This is a genomic window from Paenibacillus sp. 4624 (genome assembly GCF_050435065.1).
GTDB classification, from domain to species: domain Bacteria; phylum Bacillota; class Bacilli; order Paenibacillales; family Paenibacillaceae; genus Paenibacillus; species Paenibacillus amylolyticus_D.
Map to the genome: position 1 here is coordinate 1 of NZ_JBNDJR010000001.1, position 23,474 is coordinate 23,474.

The following is a 23,474-nucleotide window of genomic DNA, read 5'->3' on the forward strand; positions in this document are numbered from 1 at the left end:
GCATCTAAGCGTGAAGCCCCCCTCAAGATGAGATTTCCCAGTATGTAAGACCCCTTGAAGACGACGAGGTAGATAGGCTGGGGGTGGAAGTGCAGTAATGCATGGAGCTGACCAGTACTAATCGGTCGAGGGCTTATCCAATAGCAAGTTTTAATCGCGTGAATTTCGTTTCGAATCTAGTTTTCAGAGAACAACACTCTGAATGAAGTGAAAATCGGTACATCACAGAATGTGTGTATGGTTTTCAGTTCCAAATGAATGGAAGAAGCTATGCTTCGACCAATCGCGTTTGGTGGCGATGGCGGAGGGGTTCCACACGTACCCATCCCGAACACGACCGTTAAGCCCTCTAGCGCCGATGGTACTTGGACCGCAGGGTCCTGGGAGAGTAGGACGCCGCCAAGCGAACTCTTTCATCTTACATAGAAAACAGGCTCTGCATGTGGACGTTGTATGGTGAAATTCATTTACACTGCTAGTACATATTATTCCCTGATAGCTCAGTTGGTAGAGCACTCGACTGTTAATCGAGTTGTCACAGGTTCGAGTCCTGTTCGGGGAGCCATTAAGGCCCGTTGGTCAAGGGGTTAAGACACCTCCCTTTCACGGAGGTAACAGGGGTTCGAATCCCCTACGGGTCATATTTACGGAGGCTTAGCTCAGCTGGGAGAGCATCTGCCTTACAAGCAGAGGGTCGGGGGTTCGATCCCCTCAGCCTCCACCATATATATTTATCCTAATGACGCGGGGTGGAGCAGCCCGGTAGCTCGTCGGGCTCATAACCCGAAGGCCGCAGGTTCAAATCCTGCCCCCGCAATTAAAGCTTTCTTCACTGAAAGTGATTTGGAACCGTGGTGTAGTTGGCCTAACATGCCTGCCTGTCACGCAGGAGATCGCGGGTTCGAATCCCGTCGGTTCCGCCATCTTTACAAGCTTCAGGGATGAGAATCCGTTTTGGGGTTCGTCGGAGCATACACTTCGAGAGCATTCGCTTCGCAGTCTCGAACGAAGTGAGAGTATCCCGTCGGTTCCGCCATCTTTACAATTTTATTATGCGGAAGTGGCTCAGCGGTAGAGCATCGCCTTGCCAAGGCGAGGGTCGCGGGTTCGATTCCCGTCTTCCGCTCCAATATTTTGCGCCCTTAGCTCAGCTGGATAGAGCGTTTGACTACGAATCAAAAGGCCGGGAGTTCGAATCTCTCAGGGCGCGCCATTATTTTTTCAAAGTTTGCCGGCGTGGCGGAATGGCAGACGCGCTCGACTCAAAATCGAGTGGGAAACCGTGGAGGTTCGAGTCCTCTCGCCGGTATACATAACGGGATGTAGCTCAGCTTGGTAGAGCACCTGGTTTGGGACCAGGGGGTCGCATGTTCAAATCGTGTCATCCCGATTTCTAAAATCACTATCTAATCAGATGGTGATTTTTTGTTTTTCAAAAGATTTCTACTTCTGATTTTGGATATGACGATTACTTTAACTTGTCTGGTCAAGACACTCTATTGTTTAATAAGGCTGGGTTTGCATAAAGGTTTATCCATTAGGTCACAATAGGTTTAAAAAAGTGATTGAAGGGGTTTATGTGAACAGGTTTACCTTACGAAAACAATTAAAGAGACGATGGCGGCGATGGAAACGAACGTTGTGGATGGTTGCTGCTATATGTGCGGTTACGATATTAGCATACCGTGGTTTATCTATATCAGCAGCAGTTGAGCGTTTACTAACAACCGATTTTGGAGAGGCCATGAATGTTATGGGTTCGGTTAAACAGGATCAACGATCGCCACAGGAGATTCAGGTGATTGTAGACCAGCTTGAAACAGGTGCGGACCAATTAATACGTGTCGTTTTACAAACCAAATATATTTGCGGTGTTGAAACGGAACAACTGGGGAGAATGAATATCCCTCAATTAAAAATGTTGCTTGCCCAACATCCTGAGTGGGAAGCAAAGGTTACTTCCTCAGATACGTTACATCTGAATCAAAGCGTGGATGATCTTTCACCTGTTTGTAAACAAGAAGCATACATCAGTATCGATGCTGCAGGTCATCTCAATCTGTATGAGGGCAAACCCACTGAAGAGAACGTTATTCGCACTTTTTTTCAACTCGATGTAGGTACGCTGGAAAGTTCATTGCCTGAAGGGGTACTGGAGCAATTGCAAGAAGGCATTCGTATACAGGACAAAGATGAGTATGACAGTGTAATTTCGACGTTTAGTGACTTTGCTGTGGATGAAACACATCATTTACTTCGAAATGGCGGATAGCCAATGAAACAAGGAATATAACCTCTAAGTCAGAAGTGTACAGTTACCTAAGAGAAACGATATGAAGAGAAGTGAAGAGATGGCTAGGGAAGGACATCGTGCTGATGTCCTTTTTGTCGTTTTTTAAGTCAACCCGCTCTATAAACTGAGATCTTTGGAGAATGCAGACGAAATACAATAAGCTTTGGCATAGACAAAGTTTTTCCTGCCGCCAGGCCTATCTTTTGTTATAATGAAATGAACGATACATATGTTCGCTTTTGTAAGGGAGAGATGGTTTTGCGTTTTTTGGGAATTGACCCGGGTATTGCGATTGTGGGGTTTGGCTTTGTAGATAAAATCGGGAACAAGGTTGTGCCCGTACAATATGGATGTATTCAGACGGAGGCTCATACACCAGATGAGGATCGGCTTCTTCACGTATATGAGGGCATGGTGCAACTGATTGATAAGTATAAACCAGATGCAGTCGCACTGGAGAAACTCTTTTTTAACCGTAACGTAACAACAGCGATGTCTGTCAGCCAGGCTCGAGGGGTGATGATTCTTGCAGCTGCTCAGAAAGGTTTGCCGATTGCGGAATATACTCCAATGCAGATCAAACAGGCAATCGTAGGATACGGTAAGGCGGAGAAAAAACAAGTGCAGGAGATGGTCAAAATGTTCCTTCGTCTACAGGTTGTGCCTAAACCCGATGATGTTGCAGATGCATTGGCTGTTGCCGTTTGTCACGCACATTCTTATACATTAAATTCCAAGTTGAATGAGGTATTGCGAAAATGATTGATTTTCTAAGAGGACAGTTCATACATGTCGAAAGTGATTATATTGTTCTGGATGTTCATGGCGTAGGTTACCGTGTGTTCTGTCCGAACCCCTATGCGTTTGCCAAGCAGGAAGGCGAGATAATCGTATACACCCATCATCATGTGCGTGAAGATGCGATGCTGTTATTTGGATTTGTGACGAGAGAGGAACAGCGTTTGTTCCGCAAATTGATTGAAGTATCTGGAATCGGGCCAAAGGTGGCACTAGGCATTCTTGCTGGAGGTACGCCAGATCACGTCGTTACGGCGATCTATCAGGAGAATCTGACATTCTTGACGAAATTACCAGGTATCGGTAAAAAAACAGCGCAACGCATGATTCTGGATCTGAAGGACAAATTGGACGGTTTCGGTACAGCAGTGTATGCAACAGGTCTCTTTGCACCACCATCCGAAGAGGTTGGAAGTGGGTCCTCATGGGATGAGGCGCGTGAAGGTCTGAAGGCGCTTGGATATACGGATAGTGAACTGGACAAAGTATGGCTCAAGTTGAAAAAAGATGTGACAACCGCAGATTCTGTGGATGTACTGATGAAGCGGGCACTGCAAATGTTATTTACGGGTTAATTTATTTTTCATAGTCGTACTAGTGTTGCAACCTGCAAGAAAAGGGTGGGAAGAACATGGATGAACGGATTATATCCGCTAACCTGATGATGGAAGATCAGAACGTTGAATTAAGCCTTCGTCCCCGATATCTAAATGAATACATCGGGCAGAATCAGGTGAAGGAAAATCTTAAAATATATATTGAAGCTGCTAAATTGCGGAATGAAGCATTGGATCATGTCTTGTTATACGGACCTCCGGGTCTAGGTAAAACAACACTCGCGAATATTATTGCAAATGAACTTGGCGTAAACCTAAGAACCACTTCAGGCCCTGCAATTGAACGTCCAGGTGATCTGGCAGCGCTGCTGACGAATTTGCAAGAGGGGGATGTGTTATTCATTGACGAGATCCATCGACTTCATCGTACCGTTGAAGAGGTGATGTATCCGGCGATGGAGGATTCTGCTCTGGATATTATGATCGGCAAAGGGCCAAGTGCGCGTTCCGTTCGTTTGGACTTGCCTCCATTTACGTTAATAGGAGCTACGACACGCGCAGGACTTTTGTCAGCTCCGCTTCGGGACCGTTTCGGTGTGATTAGTCGTTTGGAGTTCTATACGGTTGATGAACTGGCGTACATCGTGTCACGATCCACTGATATTCTAGGTGTAGAGATTGTTGGGGATGCTGCGGAAGAGATTGCTTTGCGTTCACGAGGGACACCGAGGATTGCAAACCGTTTGTTAAAAAGAGTACGTGATTTTGCACAAGTACGCGGTGATGGCATCATTACACAAGCACTGGCAGAAGAGGCGTTGCAACGCCTGCAGATTGATCCGCGTGGGTTAGACGATATCGACCACAAGATGCTCAAGTCTATGATTAACAGCTTCCGAGGAGGCCCTGTTGGACTGGATACGATAGCGGCTACAATTGGGGAAGAATCTCAAACGATTGAGGATGTGTATGAACCTTATCTTTTACAGATCGGTATGATTCAGCGTACGCCAAGAGGGCGAGTAGTTACTGATCTAGCCTACCATCATCTTGGTTTGCCTGTTCCGCCAAGAGACAGTAAGTAAGACTTAGCTTTTACACGTCGTCTATGCGAAAAACTTGAGAGCATAGATGAAGAGCACGACATTGCCTGGATTTAAACAGAAAACGGAATTCATAGAAATTGAACAGGAAGTTGAAATCTCTGTGAAAACTGACCGATATAAAGTGAAAGACATGTATGGAGAGGAGCCTGATTGTGGGAAAAGCAATACGCACGAAGAAGTGGAGTCGTCGATTGAAGGTACTGGCGGCTACTCTGTTGACAGTGGGGTGCTTGCAAATGCCAGCTTTTGCGGCTGGTGATAATGCACAATTGATCCGAGTAGCTATGTTTGCGAATTTAGGGAGCACATATAAATCAACGACACCTCTAATTACACTTGAATCAACAGGTTCATGGAGTATTCAGGCTAGTGGGGATACCAATGTGACTCTTCCATCGGGGCAAACACGTTTTAGTGCAGATGGATTCCGCGTAAAAGTATTAGAGACTGTTGATTTCAAAACAGCCGCAGCGGCAGCAAAATTGCTTCAGGCTACGGCTGATAAACCTTTACTGTATGTGGTGACGTTTAATGGCAAAACACTGTATCAGCTATACACCGGTAACTACGGTTCAGCAGCACTTGCAGGACAAGCCGTTGCACGGGTTCAAAAGACAGCAGGGACTCAATTAGCGGGACAGAAACCCGTTGTAACCGGTAGCGAACGTCTGTCTTCTGGGAATTATGCTTCTCTTCAGGAAGCAGAAGCAGCACAGTCAAGTTTGCTTGCAGCAGGATTTACAGCTTATCCTGTATTGCAATTAGATGGAAGCAATCAGCCCTATACGGTATGGGTTGGTGAAGCGACATCTGCGGCCGAGTTATCCACCTTGAAGCAACGTGTTGAATCCAGTGTATCTGGCATTAGCCTCTTTCCTGTAGGTAACAGTCCAGGTTTGATTATCCGTCAGGACGCAGGATTAAGTATGGATGCCCTTAAAACAGCTCCACATTACACGATTGCAGGCAATGACTCCAAGGTAATGGTACAAGGAAGTGGCAACGGTATAAAAGTTGTAGAGCGCTCCCAGCGTACATATCGCGGAGATATGGAGATCAGCATCGTTAATGGGGATCTAGCTTTAGTTAACGTTGTGCCACTAGAACAGTACTTGTACTCGGTTGTTGGCGCAGAAGTGTATTCTTCTTGGCCAACTGAAGCACTTAAAGTGCAGGCGGTGGCTGCCCGTTCCTATGCGCTTCAACAGGGCGAGCGTTTCAAGATCGCCAATGTTGTGGATACCACACTGAGTCAGGCATACAACGGAATGAACTCTGAGAACGACAAAGTAACGAGTGCGGTGGATGCAACGGCTGGGGAAGTGCTCAAAAGCGAAGGCAAAATTGTAGAAGCTGTATTTTCATCTAATGCAGGAGGGCAAACTGCTCATCCTTCTGAAGTGTGGAACGGTGGGGCAGCCGTATTTACCAATGTGGATAGTCGCGGCGATCTGTCTGCGCAGGCTGGACTGCATACATGGTATCATGTGCTGATGAGTTCAGGTGTGAGCGGATATATTCGTGAGGACAATGTAAAAGAATTAACAACGAAGACGGATGCTGGACTCTCCAAAGCAACCGTAACGGCTCAAAATACAAACATAAGACCGATCCCGCTCGTTCAATCCAATGTTGAGCCAGTTGCCAAAATCAATCCTGGAACGGAGGTTGTTGTATTGGCAAAAGTGGCTCAATCCAATGATTATGCATGGGTGAGAGGGCCGTTTACTTCAGCACAACTGGTCAAGACATTGCAAGGTAAGACAACTGTAGCCGCTCCAGCTTCCATATCAACGTTGGAAGTGACCAAGCGAGGGCCTTCCGGACGAGCACTGGAAGTTACGGCCAACGGGCAACCGTTGACTGTTAAATATGCCGATACTTACCGCTCTGCACTCGGCGGATTACCAAGCACTTTATTTGATATTGCAGGGACCGGAAGTTATACTGTATTAGGCGCTGACGGTCAAAAAGTCAGCAAAACCGGATCACAGGGCGCTTCAGTATTGTCTGCTTCAGGCACGAGCACCTCATCCAGCAATGCACTTGTTGTGATGAGTGCAGATGGTCAAGCGAGAGCCGTGACACAAGGTCAGACCTTTATGTTTATTGGTCAAGGGAATGGACACGGACTTGGCTTATCTCAATGGGGCGCCAAGGGTATGGCTGACGAAGGGTATGATTACCAGGCGATATTGAAACACTATTATCAAAACGCGACTATTGTTAAGGAATAGAAGACTATGATGTTAAGAAACGAAACGAATATCAAAGCATTAAGGAATGAATAGAACATGAATGTGAACTTATATGATTTTGAGTTACCAGAGGAATTGATCGCTCAGACACCGTTGCTGGATCGTACCGCTTCTCGTTTGCTTACGTTGAACAAAGAGACAGGGGAGGTTACCCATCACCATTTTCCTCATATTATCGATGTACTGGAGCCAGGAGATACACTGATTCTGAATGACACACGTGTATTGCCTGCCCGCTTGTTTGGTACTAAAGAGGACACGGGGGCAAAAGCCGAGGTGCTGTTGCTTAAAAATGTCGAAGGTGATCAATGGGAGGCACTCGTCAAGCCGGGTAAAAAGCTGAGAGCTGGCTCTGTTATTGTGTTTAGTGATGAATTAAAGGCTGTCATTAATGAAGTAGGCGAAATGGGTGCACGTACATTAACGTTTGAGTACAACGGTATTTTCCAGGAGATTTTAGATCGCCTTGGTGAAATGCCGCTACCACCCTATATCAAGGAAACGCTGGACGATCGAGAGCGTTACCAGACGGTATATGCCAAACATGAAGGCTCTGCAGCTGCACCGACAGCAGGTTTACACTTTACTGATGAGCTGCTGGATCAGATTCGCGATAAAGGTGTGAATATTGGATTTATTACCCTACATGTTGGGCTTGGTACGTTTAGACCGATGTCTGTTGACGTGGTTGAGGATCATGTTATGCACGAGGAGTATTATTCTTTATCACAGGAAACGGCTGAACTTATTAATCAGACAAAAGAGCGTGGTAATAAGGTTTTTGCAGTGGGCACGACCAGCTGCAGAACGCTGGAGACGGTGGGAAGTAAATTTGAAGATGGTATGTTGCAGGAAAGCAGCGGCTGGACGAGCATTTTCATCTATCCCGGGTACTCCTTCAAGGTGATTGACGGAATGCTGACGAATTTTCATTTACCCAAATCAACACTGGTGATGCTTGTTAGTGCACTTGCGGGTCGAGAGCATATTATGCATGCCTATGAGGAAGCCATCAAGGAGAAATACCGTTTCTTTAGCTTTGGCGATGCGATGTTGATTTATTAATAAACCGATTAACTTTTAGAGGATGATTATAACCAATGGCAGCAATTACGTACGAACATATCAAAACGTGTAAACAATCTGGTGCGCGTCTGGGACGTGTGCATACACCTCATGGTGTTATTGAGACGCCAACGTTCATGCCGGTTGGCACACAAGCAACGGTAAAAACGATGAGTCCCGAAGAACTGAAGGAAATGGATGCTCAGATTATTCTGAGTAATACGTATCATTTGTTCCTGAGACCGGGTCATGAAATTATCCGTCAAGCTGGCGGTTTGCATAAATTCATGAACTGGGATCGTCCTATTTTGACAGATAGCGGTGGTTTTCAGGTGTTCTCCCTCAGTGAGATGCGTAAAATTACCGAAGAGGGCGTTCATTTCCGCTCCCATCTGAATGGTGATAAAAAGTTCCTTTCCCCGGAAGTGGCTATGGAAATTCAGAACGCTCTGGGATCAGATATTATGATGGCATTTGATGAATGTCCTCCATATCCAGCTGAATATGAATACGTCAAAAAATCACTCGAAAGAACAACTCGCTGGGCGGAGCGTTGTATTGAAAGTCATGCTCGTCCGCATGATCAAGGATTGTTTGCCATCGTACAGGGAGGCATGCACGAGGATCTCCGTCGTCAAAGCGCGGCTGATTTGACTTCCATGGATTTCCCGGGGTATGCTATTGGTGGACTGAGTGTTGGAGAACCGAAACATTTGATGTATGGTGTATTGGATTACACGGTGCCTTTGCTACCTTCCAATAAACCACGTTATTTGATGGGGGTAGGTTCACCCGATGCATTGATTGAGGGATCGATTCGTGGAGTGGACATGTTTGACTGCGTGTTGCCGACCCGAATTGCCCGTAACGGAACAACGATGACAAGTCAGGGACGTCTGGTCGTTCGCAATGCCAAGTTTGCAACCGATTTTGGGCCTCTTGACCCGGAATGTGATTGCTACACTTGCCGCAACTATTCCAGAGCGTACTTGCGCCATCTGATCAAAGCAGATGAAACGTTTGGCTTGCGTCTCACAACGATCCATAATCTTCATTTCCTACAGAACTTGATGCGCAATGTGCGCAAAGCCATAATGGAAGATCGTTTGCTTGATTTCCGGGATGAATTTTTCGATCAATATGGTCTGCATGACAATGACAAAGGTTTCTGATTGAGGTTTTTGCGGAACCGATGTGACAAGCAGTAACTGTACGTATAGTCGATAAGGGGGAATTTTGATGTTTCAAGCAATGACTGCTCAAGCTGCAAATCCTGGTGGTGGAATTTTTTCGTTGATCGTACCATTGGTATTGATGGTCGCGATTTTCTACTTCCTGATGATTCGCCCACAGAACAAAAAGCAAAAACAGCGTAATGCGATGTTGAGCCAGTTAAAAAAAGGCGATAAAATTGTAACGATCGGTGGTCTTCACGGTACGATTGCTGAAATTACAGACGACGTGGTGGTATTGCGTGTAAACGACGTTACCAAGCTTACGTTTGACCGTAATGCGATTAGCAGCGCTGTAAGTCGTGAAACGGCTGAATAATGGTATACATGATGAGAATATGCACCGGCATATTCCCGAACAGAGAATCGGATCTGAAGTAGATCCGGTTCTCTTTTTTTCGTGAATTGATTATGAACGTTGTGTGTTGACTCCAAAGATGCCGCCAAGAGCCGATATGAGGAACGCGCTGAGTAGCTGCAAGCTGTCTTTCCAGTTAAACGAAGCGTCCAGTGCCAAAAAACCGATGAGCAACACGAGAAGCCCATAAACGATCCCTGTGAAGCCACCATAATACCATCCTTTCTCACCTGAACGTTTCCCCGCAATGAAACCACCGATGAGCAATGACAAACCATGTACAACATAGGTATAGGTGGAAAGATCCTGTTCTCGCATGCCGCTCATCCACAGGAAGAAAGAAAGAATTAATGCTCCGATAAACATCCAGACAAAAGCATGACAGAGGCCAGACAGAATCGGATTGGACATCCGAATTGAGAACAAGCGGCGAATCAATTGCATAAAGCAACCCCCTTGTACAAGTTTGAAATTATTACAGTGTATGGTCAAGCCTTCTGACTTATGAACTGATTTCCATTAAATGAACGGATTATTTCTGCATGAGCATGTGAGGTTCAGGTCAAAATAGGGATTGCACTTCAGATCTCTGTACAATGCTGAAATTCGAAGGAGGTTCCTGTTATGAATTTCACTGATTTTGGCCCTCACATATATCGAACCATACTCATGTATTTCCTGGTGTATTGCGCTATTCGTGTTATGGGTAAACGTGAGATCGGCAAGTTATCTATGTTTGATCTGGTCGTGTCGATCATGCTTGCCGAGATGGCTGCTTTTGTGATTGAGGATATCAAAAAACCGCTATCTCATGGTATTGCTCCGATGCTAACAGTCATTGTTATGCAAATTGGGATGGCTTATGTCGGTTTGAAAAGCCGCAAGCTTCGTCTGATGATCGATGGAAAACCTACGGTTTTAATCTCCAAAGGCAAGCTTCATCGGGATGAAATGCGCAAGCAACGTTACAATCTGGATGATCTGTTACTGCAACTTCGGGAACAAAATATTGACAGCATCGGTGATGTAGATTTTGCGCTCCTGGAAACAACGGGGAAACTGACTGTGTTTCCGAAAGATCAGAGCTCTGAAGGCTCCGGTTCCGGTTCCGGTTCTTCCAATTCATCTACACAACAAAAAGAAAATGTTAAACTGAAAGGTTTCCCTAACATCAAATACGAGGGTTTACCCGTGCCCTTAATTATGGATGGGAAAGTACAGGATGAGAATTTGGAAATGATCGAGAAAACACGTTTCTGGCTGAAAAATCAAATTCAGCAAAAAGGCATTAACGATTTTAAAGATGTGTTTATATGCTCAATTGATCATAATGGCAAGTTATATATAAGTGCTCGTGAAGACAAAAAATAAAACTATTTTTTTTCAGAGCGACCTTTGAACCATGAGCCAATGAGGGGAGCGCGTGATAGATCATGAAAGTCTATCATTTTGGTTAAACCCATGACCATCAAGTAAACAAGCAAACCGATGGAGGGTGCAAGGATCATGCGAAGCCAAAACGGAAACAGCGCCGCGGTATGCTCATAGACGAGTAAGGTTGCAGCACCCATGATGAACATGCCAGCTCCAGTTTTGACCCAATCCATCAGCTTGAAGCGAAAGTTTAATAACTGGCGAACACTGCCCGCGTGTAGCAAGGTTACAACCATCGAATTAATACAGATGGCAATAACGGCACCGAAGATTCCATACTCAGGTCGCGAGGCCAGCATTAGAATTAACGAAATTTTGATGACGGCCCCTATAAACGTATTCAGCAATGCTTTACCCGGACGGTCGAGCGCCTGCAGCGCAGCCTGTAGTGGAGCTTGAATATAAATAAACAAGGCAAAAGGAGCCATCAGCTTTAGCATGCTTCCAATCGATGCATCATCATAAAGCAGCAGACACATCGGTTCGGCAAGCACATACATAAAGACAGAGAAAGGTGCACCAGTGACTAGAGCTAGCCGCAGAGCCTGATGCATTCTTTTGTGAATCAGCGCACGATCACCATTGGCTGAAGCTTCTGACAGGGAGGGTACGAGTGATGTTGCGAGAGAAGAAGTCAGTGCTCCCGGAAGTAGCAACAGAGGGATTACCATTCCTTGTAATGCACCATATTGAGCCGTGGCTAGTCCTTTAGCAATACCGGCAATGGCGAGGCTCTGGGCTGTCACGATCGTTTCAGCGAGATAAGAGAGAGAACCGACAAGGCGACCAGCCGTAACAGGAACAGATATAGCCAGCAATCGGCGGATTAATCCTCTCTGAGAAGGGGGAGCTGCTGCAGAGAACTCCTCTTTCTCTTGCAAGTTTAAAAAGACATCTTTCACAGACTCCGATGAAGGAGGGCGAGCCTGTTTTCTACGACGAGAAAGGGGCAATTCTCTTTTAAACTTTGCATAATTCCACAGGAGCACCAGCATTCCGCCCAGTTCTCCAACCATGGCACCGAGCATGGCCCCAGCGGCGGCATGTTCAATCCCTTTAGGTAGCAACAGCCATGCAAACCAGATCACAAAAATGATACGGATGATCGTTTCAGTAATGGATGAGATCGCGGTTGGCATCATATTTTGCATACCTTGGAAATATCCCCTGTACACTGCTGAAACTGCAATGATAGCAATCATAGGGCTCATGCTGACAAACGTATGATATACTCGCTCATCTGTGAGTACATATTGGGTGATCCAAGGGGCAAACAGGATGCATAAAAACATAAAAATAACACCGAGAGTGAGTGTGAAGCTAAGGCTGATCTGCAAAATACGTTGGGGCGAGTAACGGTTAGCACCCGTCTCGGCTTCGGCGACTAGCTTGGCCACAGCTAAAGGAATGCCTCCGGTAATCAGTGTCACCAGCACGATGAAAAAGGGATAGCTCAGTTGATAGATCCCTACACCCTCTGCACCGATTACTCGTGGCAGTGCGATCCGTGGAATGAAGCCGAGAATCCGGTTGATAATGCCTGCTGCAAGCAGGATCATGGCCCCCTGAATAAATGTCTGTTTCTTCAAAACTACCCCTCTTTCCCGGTTGAAGGTACAGGTTATCCTCATAATTGGGACAAAGCCGTTGTATTTCATCCTATGCCGGTCTTTCATCATCTCATGACAACTCGGACACGATTAACAAAAAGAACCATAAACAAGAAGAAGGAATATGAAAGGGTGAGGTCGAATGATGTAGTATTGGTGCCGCATAAAGGCTCGGATGTATGAAGGGAGGCTCCCCGTTGGAAGAAATGAATGATGTGGAGTTGGAACAGTCAATAGAGATGCTCTGTCGAAGTAAGGCGGAGGAATTAAGGCTTGTCGGTTACGAATATGTCACCAGCAAAGATGTCTGGAATTGTGTCAGTCACAAATACGAAAAACAGGGTATTCCACCGCTTCACCAACTGGTGAATGACATATTGTCACTGAAAGCAACAAGCTTTATGAACTTTATGACGGTGTCTGCATACCGGGGATCCTCTTTCTAGACGAAAGGGATCTTTTTTGTTGAAAATTGACTGCTTTTTACGGCATCGCTATAATAGGAATATTGAGAACGAAAGGGGATCTAGGAACGGCATGAAAAGAATTATCAGTTTCATTCTGGTCGTGCTTGTCACCACAGGGGTTATGGTGGGTACAAGCCCGGAGCTGCTCAAAAATATACGCTTGGGCCTTGATTTAAAAGGAGGCTACGAGATCTTATATGAAGCAGAGCCGCTCGAAGCAGGGCAACAACTCAGCAAAGCATCCTTGGTACAGACAGCCAAAAGCCTCGAAAGCCGTGCGAATGCGCTCGGAACAAGTGAGCCGGAAGTAACTACGGAAGGAACCAACCGGATTCGATTGAAACTGGCAGGAGTTACGGATGAGGCCGAGGTTAGAGCCAAAATGAAAGAACCCGCTGTTCTGACCTTCCGGAGTAAAGCTCCGAACGACAAAGAAGGCGAGTACTCCAAAATCGAGCTTCGCGGTAATGAGTTTGTCGAAAATGCGGCCAAGGTTGTTTTCACTCAATTGAATGAGCCTATGATCGACATTAAAGTAAAAGACAAAGCCAAATTTTCTGAAATCACAAAACGTTTGATCAATCAACCTCTTGCAATCTATCTGGATGATCAATTGCTTTCAGCACCAGAAGTTAGACAACAATTGACTGATGGGTCTGCTCAAATCTCAGGTTCCTACACACGCGAAGAAGCGAATCAGCTTCGTGATACGATTAACCTGGGTGCCCTGCCGCTGAAACTTACGGAGAAATACTCCCAAAGCGTAGGCGCAACTCTTGGTAAATTGTCTCTGGATCAGACGATTAAAGCCGGTTTTATTGGCTCGATCATCATTCTGATCTTCATGATTGGACTGTATCGCATTCCAGGTATCATCGCGAGTTTTGCACTGATCACCCATACGTGGTTAGTACTTGCCATTTTCTATCTGGGGGAATTCGTGCTTACCCTTCCGGGTATTGCGGCCTTCATTCTGGGTATAGGTATGGCGGTTGATGCAAACATCATTACGTACGAACGGATTAAGGAAGAGATGCGCAGCGGCAAGTCTATCTTGTCATCCGTTAAGGCTGGAGGTAAACATTCCTTCCGTACGATTATTGACTCCAATATCACAACCATTATTGCGGCAGCTGTAATGTTCTTCTTGGGTACTGGTGCAGTTAAAGGTTTCGCACTCGTACTGATTTTCGATATTGTGACCAGTATCATCACGAATATTTTCTTCTCCCGCTTCCTGTTAGTCCTGCTTGTACGGGGTAACGTAGTCAAGAAGCCTAAGTATTTCGGAGTGAAGGAGAGTGAAATTCGTGCGCTTTAATTGGAATTATGATTACGTAAAAGGCAGTAAGATTGCCTATATCTTTTCGATTATTTTGACCGTGGCGGGGATTGTCAGTATTCTCGGATTGGGGCTTAATTACGCAGTTGATTTTAAATCAGGTTCCAACGTAGATATTACGGTATCCAAAGCGATTACTACAGAGCAAATTAATCCAATCATCAAGGACATGGGTGTCAATGAAGGTGATGTACACATCACGCCTGGTGCAGATCGGGTCAATGTTCGTTTTTCCAATGTACTGGATGAAAATATGGAGAGTAAATTCAAGCAGGAATTTAGCAAGCTGGATTCCACAGCTTCTTATGAGGTCAACACCGTTGATCCGGAGATGGCGAAGGAACTGGAGCGCAACGCGATCTATGCCGTTCTCATTGCGAGTATCGGGATTATGATCTACGTGGCCATCCGGTTCGAATGGCGATTTGGTCTGGCAGCTGTTATTGCACTCTTCCATGATGCATTTGTCGTTATCAGTATATTCTCCATCTTCCGATTGGAAGTGGATTTGACCTTTATTACAGCAGTGCTGACGATTGTCGGTTTCTCGATCAACGATACCATCGTTATCTTTGACCGGATTCGGGAAAATCTGCGTTTTGCCAAAAAGACAACGAAAGCCGATTTACGTGAGGTTGTGAATCATAGTTTGGCTCAAACGATGACCCGTTCCTTGAACACAACGTTTACGGTATTTGCTGCTTCAATCTGTTTGTTCATCTTTGGTGGAGAGTCCATTCGTATGTTCTCTCTTGCTATGGTAATCGGAACGTTGTTCGGCGCTTATTCTTCAATCTTCATTGCTGCTCCACTCTGGTTGGTGCTTAAAGGTAAACAAATTAGCAAACCTAAAGCAGCGGCAAAAGCTTCTAACTAAACATCGGAATGTAAAGCCGCGTCTGCCAGGCGCGGTTTTGCAACGTTAAGTACAGAATTAAGGGGGAATCAACATGACAAGAGAAGCTGGTCGGTCCGCACAAGCGGCAACATGGAGCGGGATCGTCGGAAACATGGCACTTGCGGTCATCAAAACAGGAGTAGGATACATGGCGAATAGTAAATCATTACTGGCTGATGGCTTGTATTCTGCCTCCGAAGCCGCCTCTTCCCTGGTTGCTCTTTTCCCCTCAAGATCTGTACAATCCGAAGGCAAGATGCAAAAGGAACGCCTAAGAGAACATGCAAGGGCTGCAAAACCGGGCATGACTGTTCTTTTAGCGGTGCTTATTTTGATGGGAGGCCTACAGCTGGCTATTTCCGCATTAAGCAGTCTATCCAGTGGTGAACTGGAAGCGCCTGGAAAGTCTGTCCTTTTGGTAGCTGTTGCTGCGCTAGCTGTGAAAGAAGCTATATTTCAATTTCAATACCGATATTTCCGTAAACGAAATCAGTCCCAGGCTATGTCGTATGCCTTGCAACATAGACGTGCATTATATTGTTCACTAGCGGTATTAATAGGTATCATCGGTGCGATGGCAGGGGAAGAAACGGGCTTGAGTCTGCTGCTTTATCTTGATCCAACCGCAGCTCTTATTGCTTCCGGTTTCATTTTGTATAAAGGATATCGGATGATTGTAGACACGGTCTATGGTTCACTTATTCAAGAACTTGAGCAAGAGGATGCTGCGGACTACAAGGAAACAGTACAACGGGTATACGGTATTATCACAATTGAACATTTGGTTGCACGGGAGCAGGAACATGATGTTACCATTGAGTTGGTTGTTAGTGTGAATCCCAGAATCTCCATATTGGAGGCGCAGGAAATTGCAAACCGAGCCAAGACATTGTTGTTAACACGTTTCAGTCATGTAAAAGAAGTTCAGATCCAGGCTATACCATATGATCCTGGATATCCTTATAAATCCAATCATGAACTGCCCGATCATGAAGCGACATTAATTCAGTGATGGCGCTGGGATCTCGTAGATCAGGAAAGGAGCGTTAGCGTTGCTATATTCGCAATATCGGTGGAATACACCACATATCAATCTGGAGGCGGCTGCGGCACTATCGCAGGCGCTTTCCGTTTCCCCTCTAGTAGGACGTTTGCTTGTCAGCCGAGGTGTGCACAATGAAGAGGGAGCAGAACGTTTTTTACATCCTGACTTGAATCAGATGCATGATCCTTATCTGCTGCTAGGCATGAGTGAGGCTATTCCTCGAATCAAGCTTGCATTGGAGCGAGAAGAACATATTTTAATTTATGGAGATTATGATGCCGATGGAGTATCCAGTACATCGCTCATGATCCATCTGATGCGTCATTTGGGAGCCTCATATGATATCTATATTCCTCATCGCTCGAATGAAGGTTACGGTCTTCATAATCATGCTTTGGACTGGGCTCAACAGCAAGGGGTTACATTAATTATTACTGTCGATACGGGAATCAGCGCTGTAGAACAGATTGCATATGCTGCAACACTGGGGATAGAAGTGATTGTGACGGATCATCACGAACCCCCTGAGGTTTTGCCAGATGCTTACGCACTGATTAATCCGAAACTACCGGGGTGCCCATATCCGTTCAAGGGCCTAGCCGGGGCAGGTGTAGCGTTGAAGGTAGCTCAGGCATTGATTGGTGAGGTGCCGGGTGAATGGATGGAGATTGCCGCGATTGGAACGGTAGCTGATTTGATGCCGCTTGAAGGTGAGAATCGGGTGATTGTCAGTTACGGGATCGAATCCATGAGAGGTTCCAAACTTCCTGGAGTTAGTGCCTTACTTGAGATTAGTGGTGTGGATCAAAGCCAGGTGACATCCATTAATATTGCTTTTGCCATGGCTCCACGTATTAATGCTAGCGGCCGATTAGATCATGCCGGAAGAGCGGTATCACTGCTCACGACGGAAGATTTGGATGAAGCCCATGCCCTTGCGGGACAGCTGGATCTACTGAATCGAGAGCGGCAACAAGTCGTGGAGGGTATTCTACAGGAAGCGACGGCACAACTGGAACAGAAAATTGAGCAACGTTCCGGAACTGTGCCGGATGTTATTGTACTGGCAGGTGAAGGGTGGAATGTTGGTGTAGTCGGCATTGTGGCTTCCAAGCTGCTGGAGCGATACTATCGCCCAACACTGATTCTGGGAATCGATCCCGAGAGTGGCGTCTGTAAAGGATCTGCACGTTCCATTGAAGGTCTGGATATTTATGAGGCACTTACAGTGAACAAAAATAGTATGGATCATTATGGTGGACATCCTGCAGCTGCAGGAATGACGCTGCATCGTGATCAATTGGAAGAGCTTGAGGCGGGTTTAAATGAATATGCCGCGACGGTACTAACAGAAGAAGATTTTGTACCTCAGCGCCTGGCTGATGATGAATGCAGAATTAGTGATGTGCCACTCAAGGTGATCGAGGAGATTGACCGATTACAGCCTTTTGGCATGAGCAATCCATCACCACGTTTTGTATTGAGAAAGGTAACTGTCAAGGAAACCAGGACGATGGGGCGGGAAAAGCGCCATTTGAAGCTGGTTCTTGAACAAGACGGTCAGCAGTTGGAAACTGTTGCTTTTGGCAAGGGAGCACTGGCTGAATTTCTCTCCCCCGGTTCTGTTATCGATGTGATGGGGGAACTGTCGATCAATGAATGGAATGGCATGAGAAAGCCACAGATGATGCTTCAGGACATCCACGTTCCTGGGGCACAAGTGTTTGATATGCGCGGACATGCTGAGCCGCTGACCGCAATGAAGCACTTCCTGAGTGCGCTTGACGTACACCTGCGATATAAAGCGGGGGCGATCGGGGCCATTGTTCGAAAAGAAACCAATGTTTCTGAGGGAAATTCATTGTATGAACCGTGCCTTTGGGTATATGATAGAAAGGTCGGGTTATTTCCGTGTAATGCTGCCGCAGAGCAGTATGGGCAGGAAGAAGTCCGGACGTTATTTGTGTTTGATACGCCGGAAACTCCGGAACAACTTGATGCAATGCTGGCTTTGTTCAGCGGAGCCGAGAATATCATCCTTCTGCATGGATCAGGCAACCGTCGAGACCGACTTCAGATGCCCTCCAGAGAACTGTTCAAACGGTTTTATATGCTGGTGTTCCAATGGAAAGCGGAACCTGTGGAGGAACAAGAGATAATTCCTGTGCTCAGTCGTCAGTGTGGTTGTTCTACGCGTATGATCACGATGATGCTTGATGTTTTTGAAGAGCTGGCCTTCATTACTCGGAAGGACGGTAAAATCATAGTTGCGGCCAACCCGCCAAAACGTGATTTAACTTCAGCAGGTCATTATCAGGCGCTGGAAATTATGGCTGAGACAGAACGGGTGATGCTGGATGCATCTACACCTCAGTTGACACAATGGATGGTATCCCGGATGAAGGGCGTATCTTAGATGGAAGTTTGTGTATTTATTTTAGGAGGAGATTATTTTGGATTTTAAAGAGTATATTCGTGTCATTCCTGACTTTCCACAACCGGGAATCAGCTTCAAGGACATTACAACATTGTTGAAAGATGGAGAAATGTACCGCAATGCGATCAATGAACTGAAACAGATGGTATCTGAACTGAAAATTGATGTCATTGCTGGACCTGAAGCACGCGGTTTCGTTGTGGGCGCCCCACTGGCATACGCTCTTGGCGTTGGTTTTGCTCCAATTCGCAAAAGCGGAAAATTGCCTGGAGCGACGATCGAAGCAGGGTATGATCTCGAATATGGCAAGGATACACTTGCAATGCATACAGATGCAATCGAGAAAGGCCAAAATGTCCTGATTGCAGATGATCTGCTCGCAACGGGTGGAACCATTGCAACTTCCATTAATCTGATTGAACAATTGGGCGGTAACGTGGTAGGTGCTGCATTCCTAATTGAATTGACAGACTTGAATGGCCGCGGTAAATTGCCTGAGAATATGAATGTGTTTACGTTGATGAACTACTAATACGTAAATCCATCTAATGAGTTGCTGTGAGTCATGAAAGTTTACTTCCCAAGTTTCCCGGGAAATAATATACAGCATTAATGATCGGCAAAAAGCCTGCTTCTCCAACGTCTTACGTTGGGAGGGCAGGCTTTTTGAATTTCTTTTTTTGAAGATGAGATACGTGATGAAATACGCTATCTATGTTGAGATAAGCACACGCGAATCTTACATTTTGTTCATTGTAATACTTAATCAGGTGTTTTTTCGATGATTGGCTGTTTCTTACTGTCTTCGTTCAATAAACCAAGTACCTCGAACAATTTAAACAACAGACTAAGAACCATTCCGGCAATCGTAGCCAGCGCCATGCCTTTCAGGTGTACTCCATAGAAAGAGATTTCCGTACCGCTAAGTCCAATAACCAATACGAGTGTAGTTAGGAGCAGATTTGTCGGTTTGGCAAAATCGACTTTTTGTTCAACCAAGATGCGTAGACCAGAAGCCGCAATGACTCCGAACAGAAGCAGGGATACACCGCCCATAACCGGTACTGGAATGTTCGCAACAAGCGCTGAGAACGTGCCTGAGAAGGAGAGCAGGATGGCAATGACAGCTGCACCACCGATAACGTAAATGGAGTAGACACGAGTCAGAGCCATAACACCGATATTTTCGCCATACGTTGTATTCGGTGTGGAACCCACGAAACCGGACAGAATGGTAGACACGCCATTACCGAGCAAGGAACGATGCAGTCCAGGGTCTTTGGACAAATCTTTGCCCACAATGCTGCTCGTGACGAGTAAATGCCCGATATGTTCTACAATTACAACAAGAGCAACTGGTAAAATTGTAAGGATTACTGACCAGTCAAATGTAGGTGTAGTTACAGTTGGAAGAGAAATGAAATTAGCATCAGAAATTTTGCCCGTATTAACAAGTCCCATGGAATAACCAAGGACATAACCGGATACAATACCGATCAAAATATGAATAATTTTAGGAAAGCCGCGGAAGGTTACAGCACCAATGACGGTTATTCCTAACGTGACCATAGATAAAATAATAGGTTTGGCTTGAGGAACCCAACCGGGGTTGTTCACAGGATCAGAATTAATCAGACCCGCCATTCCGGCGGCGACAGGTACAAGCTCCAGACCAATCAGGGCAACGATCGCGCCCATCACTGCTGGCGGAAATACAACATTAATCCAGCCTGTGCCGGCATATTTAATAATGAGTGCTACGAGGCAGAACACGACACCTGTTACGATAAAAGCCGCGAGAGCCATGGAGTATCCATTCTCTGGATGGCCTTTCAAAACAGCCATAACCGGTGCAATAAAAGCAAAGCTTGATCCGAGATATGCGGGGATTTTCCCTTTGCACATCAGGATGTACAGTAGCGTACCAATTCCGTTCATCAACAGAATCATGCTAGGGTCCACTCCAAAGAGGTTAGGTACCAGTACTGTACTGCCAAACATAGCGAACAAATGTTGCAAACTCAATAATGCGCCTGGGCCAAAAGGCATCTTCTGATTAACTTGAATTTCGCGTTGCAACGAATCTCATCTCCTTTTCCGATACACAAACTTTCAATAGATTACAGAGTTTCTTTCAAATTAGCAATAACAATTTTCAGGATTGGACTGTAAATCACTTATTTTCTCAGATTCTCCTTCTATTTCAGCAATTATCGGTAATAATGCATAACAACTGAACGTTTAAAAAAATTGGATAAACGCTCTTATTCGTCAGCAGTTGACGGGAAACGGGCAAGGCGTCATAATTATAGGAAATTACTTTTACGGGGAACCTGTGTTGATATATTGTCACGGGTTCCATTTTGTATAGAAAGGACACGGAACAGATCAGAATGGGCATAGAGCAATTACTCGAGAAGGCCGGGGCGTATATCAAAGAACCCGATCTGGTGCGCATACGAGAAGCTTACGAATTTGCTGATCAGGCTCACCACGGACAGACGCGAAAATCGGGAGAACCGTATATTCTGCATCCGCTTGCGGTTGCCGACATTGTTGTGAATATGCAGATGGACACCATCTCCATTATTGCAGCACTTCTTCATGATGTAGTAGAGGACACTACGGTGTCACTTGAAGAGATCCGCACTCATTTCGGCAATACGTGTGCCATGCTTGTTGACGGCTTGACGAAGCTGGAACGCATCCAGTTCCGCTCCAAGGAAGAACAGCAGAACGAGAACTACCGCAAAATGTTCATCGCCATGGCGCAGGACATCCGTGTCATCGTGATTAAATTGGCTGACCGTCTGCATAATATGCGGACCCTCAAATTTCAGTCGGAAGAAAGCCAGCGTCGAATCTCGTATGAGACGCTGGAGATTTTCTGTCCGATTGCAAACCGTTTGGGGATCTCTGCGATCAAATGGGAAATGGAGGACATCGCCCTCCGTTATTTGAATCCGCAACAATACTACCGTATTGCAAATCTGATGCACAAGAAACGTGCAGAGCGAGAGCAGTACATCGACACCGTAATGGACGGCATTACAAGTAAGCTCGAAGAGATGGGCATTCAGGCAGACCTGTCTGGACGACCGAAGCATATCTACAGTGTGTTCAAAAAAATGACAACCAAGAACAAGCAGTTTAACGAGATTTATGACCTGCTTGCGATTCGTATTATTGTGGATAATATCAAGGATTGTTATGCTACGCTCGGCATTATCCACACATTATGGAAGCCCATGCCTGGACGATTCAAGGATTATATAGCCATGCCAAAAGCCAATATGTATCAGTCCTTGCACACAACCGTGGTGGGACCTAACGGGGAGCCAACTGAGGTACAGATTCGTACCTGGGATATGCACCGTACAGCCGAATTTGGTATCGCGGCACACTGGGCTTATAAAGAAGGAACTGCGGCAGGGCCTCAGTTTGAAGATAAAATCACCTTTTTCCGGGAAATTCTTGAACTTCAAAATGAAGCACAAGATGCTTCCGAATTTGTGGAATCGCTCAAAATGGATTTCTTCTCCGATCTGGTGTTTGTATTTACGCCAAAAGGGGAAGTCATTGAATTGCCAAGCGGCTCCGTACCGCTAGACTTTGCCTACCGCATTCATACCGAGGTGGGGAATCGAACCATTGGTGCCAAAGTAAATGGCCGAATTGTTCCGCTCGACTATCATCTCAAAACGGGCGATATTATCGAAATCTTAACTTCCAAGCATTCTTACGGTCCAAGCCAAGACTGGTTGAAAATTGCGAAATCTTCACACGCACGGGCTAAGATCAAACAGTGGTTCAAGAAGGAACGCCGTGAAGAGAACGTAGAAAAAGGCCGGGAGAGCTGTGAGCGAGAACTGAAACGTATGGGACTTGATCCTTCTGCGTGGATGACCGATGACAAGCTAATGGAAGCGGCGAAGAAATTTGCGTTTAACGATATCGATGATATGCTCGCAGCGGTTGGTTTTGGCGGAATTACGGCTGCTCAGATTGTCACGAAGGCAACGGAAAAGCTTCGTAAAGAGCAGGAAGAATCCAACTTGCTGGAACTGAATTCCGAGATGCGTGAACTGAAGCCGGCTCCTGAACGCAGAAACAGACCAACCAACGGCATTCGTGTCAAAGGGATTGATAACCTGCTGGTTCGTTTTGCAAGGTGCTGTAACCCTGTGCCTGGAGATGACATTATCGGTTATGTTACACGTGGCCGCGGCGTTTCTGTGCACCGCAGTGACTGTCCAAATATCCCTACAAGTGCGGATGGAGAAGAGGCAGCACGGGTAATTGAAGTCGAGTGGGAAGAGAATATCGAATCGAGCTACAGTGTCGATATTGAGATTACAGGTCATGATCGCAATGGACTGCTCAATGAGGTGCTTCAGGCTGTTTCCGAAAGTAAAACGAACATATCTGCTGTCACCGGACGGACGGATAAAAATAAATTAGCATTGGTGCACGTCACCATTCTGATTCGCAATACAGATCATCTGCATGCCGTTGTGGAACGAATCAAACGGGTGAAGGATGTTTATTCTGTACACCGAATTATGCAGTAAGGA

At 45.8% G+C, this 23,474-nt stretch carries 20 protein-coding genes, 9 tRNA genes and 2 rRNA genes; 28 read left to right on the forward strand and 3 right to left on the reverse strand.

Annotated elements, in window-relative coordinates; all coding sequences use genetic code 11:
• The 20 genes from ABIE27_RS00005 to yajC all read left to right on the forward strand — a co-directional run.
• Positions 1 to 141, forward strand: a 23S ribosomal RNA gene (locus ABIE27_RS00005); the annotation flags it as partial.
• 147 nt (positions 142 to 288) lie between these two features.
• Positions 289 to 405: ribosomal RNA gene (gene rrf / locus ABIE27_RS00010) — 5S ribosomal RNA — on the forward strand.
• Between the two features lie 84 nt (positions 406 to 489).
• Positions 490 to 565, forward strand: a tRNA-Asn gene (locus ABIE27_RS00015).
• 4 nt (positions 566 to 569) lie between these two features.
• Positions 570 to 641 (forward strand) — tRNA-Glu (locus ABIE27_RS00020).
• A gap of 7 nt (positions 642 to 648) precedes the next feature.
• A tRNA-Val gene (locus tag ABIE27_RS00025) sits at positions 649 to 724 on the forward strand.
• A gap of 19 nt (positions 725 to 743) precedes the next feature.
• Positions 744 to 817: transfer RNA gene (locus tag ABIE27_RS00030), tRNA-Met, on the forward strand.
• Between the two features lie 28 nt (positions 818 to 845).
• A tRNA-Asp gene (locus tag ABIE27_RS00035) sits at positions 846 to 923 on the forward strand.
• A 131-nt stretch (positions 924 to 1,054) separates the two neighbouring features.
• A tRNA-Gly gene (locus tag ABIE27_RS00040) sits at positions 1,055 to 1,129 on the forward strand.
• A 7-nt stretch (positions 1,130 to 1,136) separates the two neighbouring features.
• A tRNA-Arg gene (locus tag ABIE27_RS00045) sits at positions 1,137 to 1,213 on the forward strand.
• A gap of 17 nt (positions 1,214 to 1,230) precedes the next feature.
• A tRNA-Leu gene (locus ABIE27_RS00050) sits at positions 1,231 to 1,309 on the forward strand.
• A 7-nt stretch (positions 1,310 to 1,316) separates the two neighbouring features.
• Positions 1,317 to 1,390: transfer RNA gene (locus ABIE27_RS00055), tRNA-Pro, on the forward strand.
• 255 nt (positions 1,391 to 1,645) lie between these two features.
• Positions 1,646 to 2,272, forward strand: a complete 627-nt coding sequence (locus tag ABIE27_RS00060) for a BofC C-terminal domain-containing protein (RefSeq protein WP_123066272.1) — start codon at positions 1,646 to 1,648, stop codon at positions 2,270 to 2,272.
• 279 nt (positions 2,273 to 2,551) lie between these two features.
• Entirely contained in the window at positions 2,552 to 3,055 is a 504-nt protein-coding gene (gene ruvC, locus ABIE27_RS00065) for a crossover junction endodeoxyribonuclease RuvC (protein ID WP_090915614.1), read from the forward strand.
• Positions 3,052 to 3,666, forward strand: a complete 615-nt coding sequence (gene ruvA, locus ABIE27_RS00070; protein WP_123066273.1) for a Holliday junction branch migration protein RuvA — start codon at positions 3,052 to 3,054, stop codon at positions 3,664 to 3,666. The genes ruvC and ruvA overlap by 4 nt, the downstream gene beginning before the upstream one ends.
• A gap of 56 nt (positions 3,667 to 3,722) precedes the next feature.
• Complete coding sequence (ruvB, locus tag ABIE27_RS00075; protein ID WP_123066274.1) at positions 3,723 to 4,733, forward strand: Holliday junction branch migration DNA helicase RuvB; 1,011 nt, start codon at positions 3,723 to 3,725, stop codon at positions 4,731 to 4,733.
• A gap of 46 nt (positions 4,734 to 4,779) precedes the next feature.
• Positions 4,780 to 5,013, forward strand: a complete 234-nt coding sequence (locus ABIE27_RS00080) for a hypothetical protein (RefSeq protein WP_429349639.1) — start codon at positions 4,780 to 4,782, stop codon at positions 5,011 to 5,013.
• Complete coding sequence (locus ABIE27_RS00085) at positions 4,991 to 6,991, forward strand: SpoIID/LytB domain-containing protein (protein ID WP_429349640.1); 2,001 nt, start codon at positions 4,991 to 4,993, stop codon at positions 6,989 to 6,991. Before ABIE27_RS00080 ends, ABIE27_RS00085 begins: the two co-directional genes overlap by 23 nt.
• 57 nt (positions 6,992 to 7,048) lie before the next feature.
• Positions 7,049 to 8,077, forward strand: coding sequence for a tRNA preQ1(34) S-adenosylmethionine ribosyltransferase-isomerase QueA (gene queA, locus ABIE27_RS00090; protein ID WP_123066276.1), 1,029 nt, complete (start codon positions 7,049 to 7,051; stop codon positions 8,075 to 8,077).
• A gap of 35 nt (positions 8,078 to 8,112) precedes the next feature.
• On the forward strand, positions 8,113 to 9,249 hold the full coding sequence (gene tgt / locus ABIE27_RS00095) for a tRNA guanosine(34) transglycosylase Tgt (protein ID WP_090915605.1): 1,137 nt from the start codon (positions 8,113 to 8,115) through the stop codon (positions 9,247 to 9,249).
• A 67-nt stretch (positions 9,250 to 9,316) separates the two neighbouring features.
• Complete coding sequence (gene yajC, locus ABIE27_RS00100) at positions 9,317 to 9,628, forward strand: preprotein translocase subunit YajC (protein WP_123066277.1); 312 nt, start codon at positions 9,317 to 9,319, stop codon at positions 9,626 to 9,628.
• Between the two features lie 90 nt (positions 9,629 to 9,718).
• On the opposite strand, the gene ABIE27_RS00105 is transcribed toward yajC, so the two are convergent.
• Positions 9,719 to 10,111, reverse strand: coding sequence for a TIGR04086 family membrane protein (locus tag ABIE27_RS00105; RefSeq protein WP_123066278.1), 393 nt, complete (start codon positions 10,109 to 10,111; stop codon positions 9,719 to 9,721).
• Between the two features lie 180 nt (positions 10,112 to 10,291).
• Between ABIE27_RS00105 and ABIE27_RS00110 the strand changes: the two genes are divergently transcribed.
• Positions 10,292 to 11,038 carry a YetF domain-containing protein gene (locus ABIE27_RS00110; protein ID WP_429349641.1) on the forward strand — a complete coding sequence of 249 codons (747 nt, stop codon included), beginning with the start codon at positions 10,292 to 10,294 and terminating at the stop codon, positions 11,036 to 11,038.
• Between the two features lie 2 nt (positions 11,039 to 11,040).
• On the opposite strand, the gene ABIE27_RS00115 is transcribed toward ABIE27_RS00110, so the two are convergent.
• A complete protein-coding gene (locus tag ABIE27_RS00115) occupies positions 11,041 to 12,690 on the reverse strand; it encodes a putative polysaccharide biosynthesis protein (protein WP_123066280.1) in 1,650 nt (549 codons plus the stop codon).
• A gap of 227 nt (positions 12,691 to 12,917) precedes the next feature.
• Here ABIE27_RS00115 and ABIE27_RS00120 point away from each other — a divergent pair, with 227 nt between their 5' ends.
• From ABIE27_RS00120 to ABIE27_RS00145, 6 genes are all read left to right on the forward strand, one after another.
• A complete protein-coding gene (locus ABIE27_RS00120; RefSeq protein ID WP_036617497.1) occupies positions 12,918 to 13,157 on the forward strand; it encodes a post-transcriptional regulator in 240 nt (79 codons plus the stop codon).
• Positions 13,158 to 13,248: 91 nt separating this feature from the next.
• Entirely contained in the window at positions 13,249 to 14,499 is a 1,251-nt protein-coding gene (secD, locus tag ABIE27_RS00125) for a protein translocase subunit SecD (RefSeq protein WP_123066281.1), read from the forward strand.
• Positions 14,489 to 15,397, forward strand: coding sequence for a protein translocase subunit SecF (secF, locus tag ABIE27_RS00130; protein ID WP_123066282.1), 909 nt, complete (start codon positions 14,489 to 14,491; stop codon positions 15,395 to 15,397). Before secD ends, secF begins: the two co-directional genes overlap by 11 nt.
• A 73-nt stretch (positions 15,398 to 15,470) precedes the next feature.
• Positions 15,471 to 16,430 carry a cation diffusion facilitator family transporter gene (locus ABIE27_RS00135; RefSeq protein ID WP_429349642.1) on the forward strand — a complete coding sequence of 320 codons (960 nt, stop codon included), beginning with the start codon at positions 15,471 to 15,473 and terminating at the stop codon, positions 16,428 to 16,430.
• 40 nt (positions 16,431 to 16,470) lie between these two features.
• Positions 16,471 to 18,879, forward strand: a complete 2,409-nt coding sequence (recJ, locus tag ABIE27_RS00140) for a single-stranded-DNA-specific exonuclease RecJ (RefSeq protein ID WP_123066284.1) — start codon at positions 16,471 to 16,473, stop codon at positions 18,877 to 18,879.
• A gap of 37 nt (positions 18,880 to 18,916) precedes the next feature.
• A complete protein-coding gene (locus ABIE27_RS00145; RefSeq protein WP_123066285.1) occupies positions 18,917 to 19,432 on the forward strand; it encodes an adenine phosphoribosyltransferase in 516 nt (171 codons plus the stop codon).
• A 230-nt stretch (positions 19,433 to 19,662) separates the two neighbouring features.
• Here ABIE27_RS00145 and uraA read toward each other — a convergent pair whose 3' ends face one another.
• On the reverse strand, positions 19,663 to 20,979 hold the full coding sequence (uraA, locus tag ABIE27_RS00150) for a uracil permease (protein ID WP_123066286.1): 1,317 nt from the start codon (positions 20,977 to 20,979) through the stop codon (positions 19,663 to 19,665).
• A 314-nt stretch (positions 20,980 to 21,293) separates the two neighbouring features.
• Between uraA and ABIE27_RS00155 the strand changes: the two genes are divergently transcribed.
• Complete coding sequence (locus ABIE27_RS00155) at positions 21,294 to 23,471, forward strand: RelA/SpoT family protein (protein ID WP_090915582.1); 2,178 nt, start codon at positions 21,294 to 21,296, stop codon at positions 23,469 to 23,471.
• Positions 23,472 to 23,474: the final 3 nt, after the last annotated feature.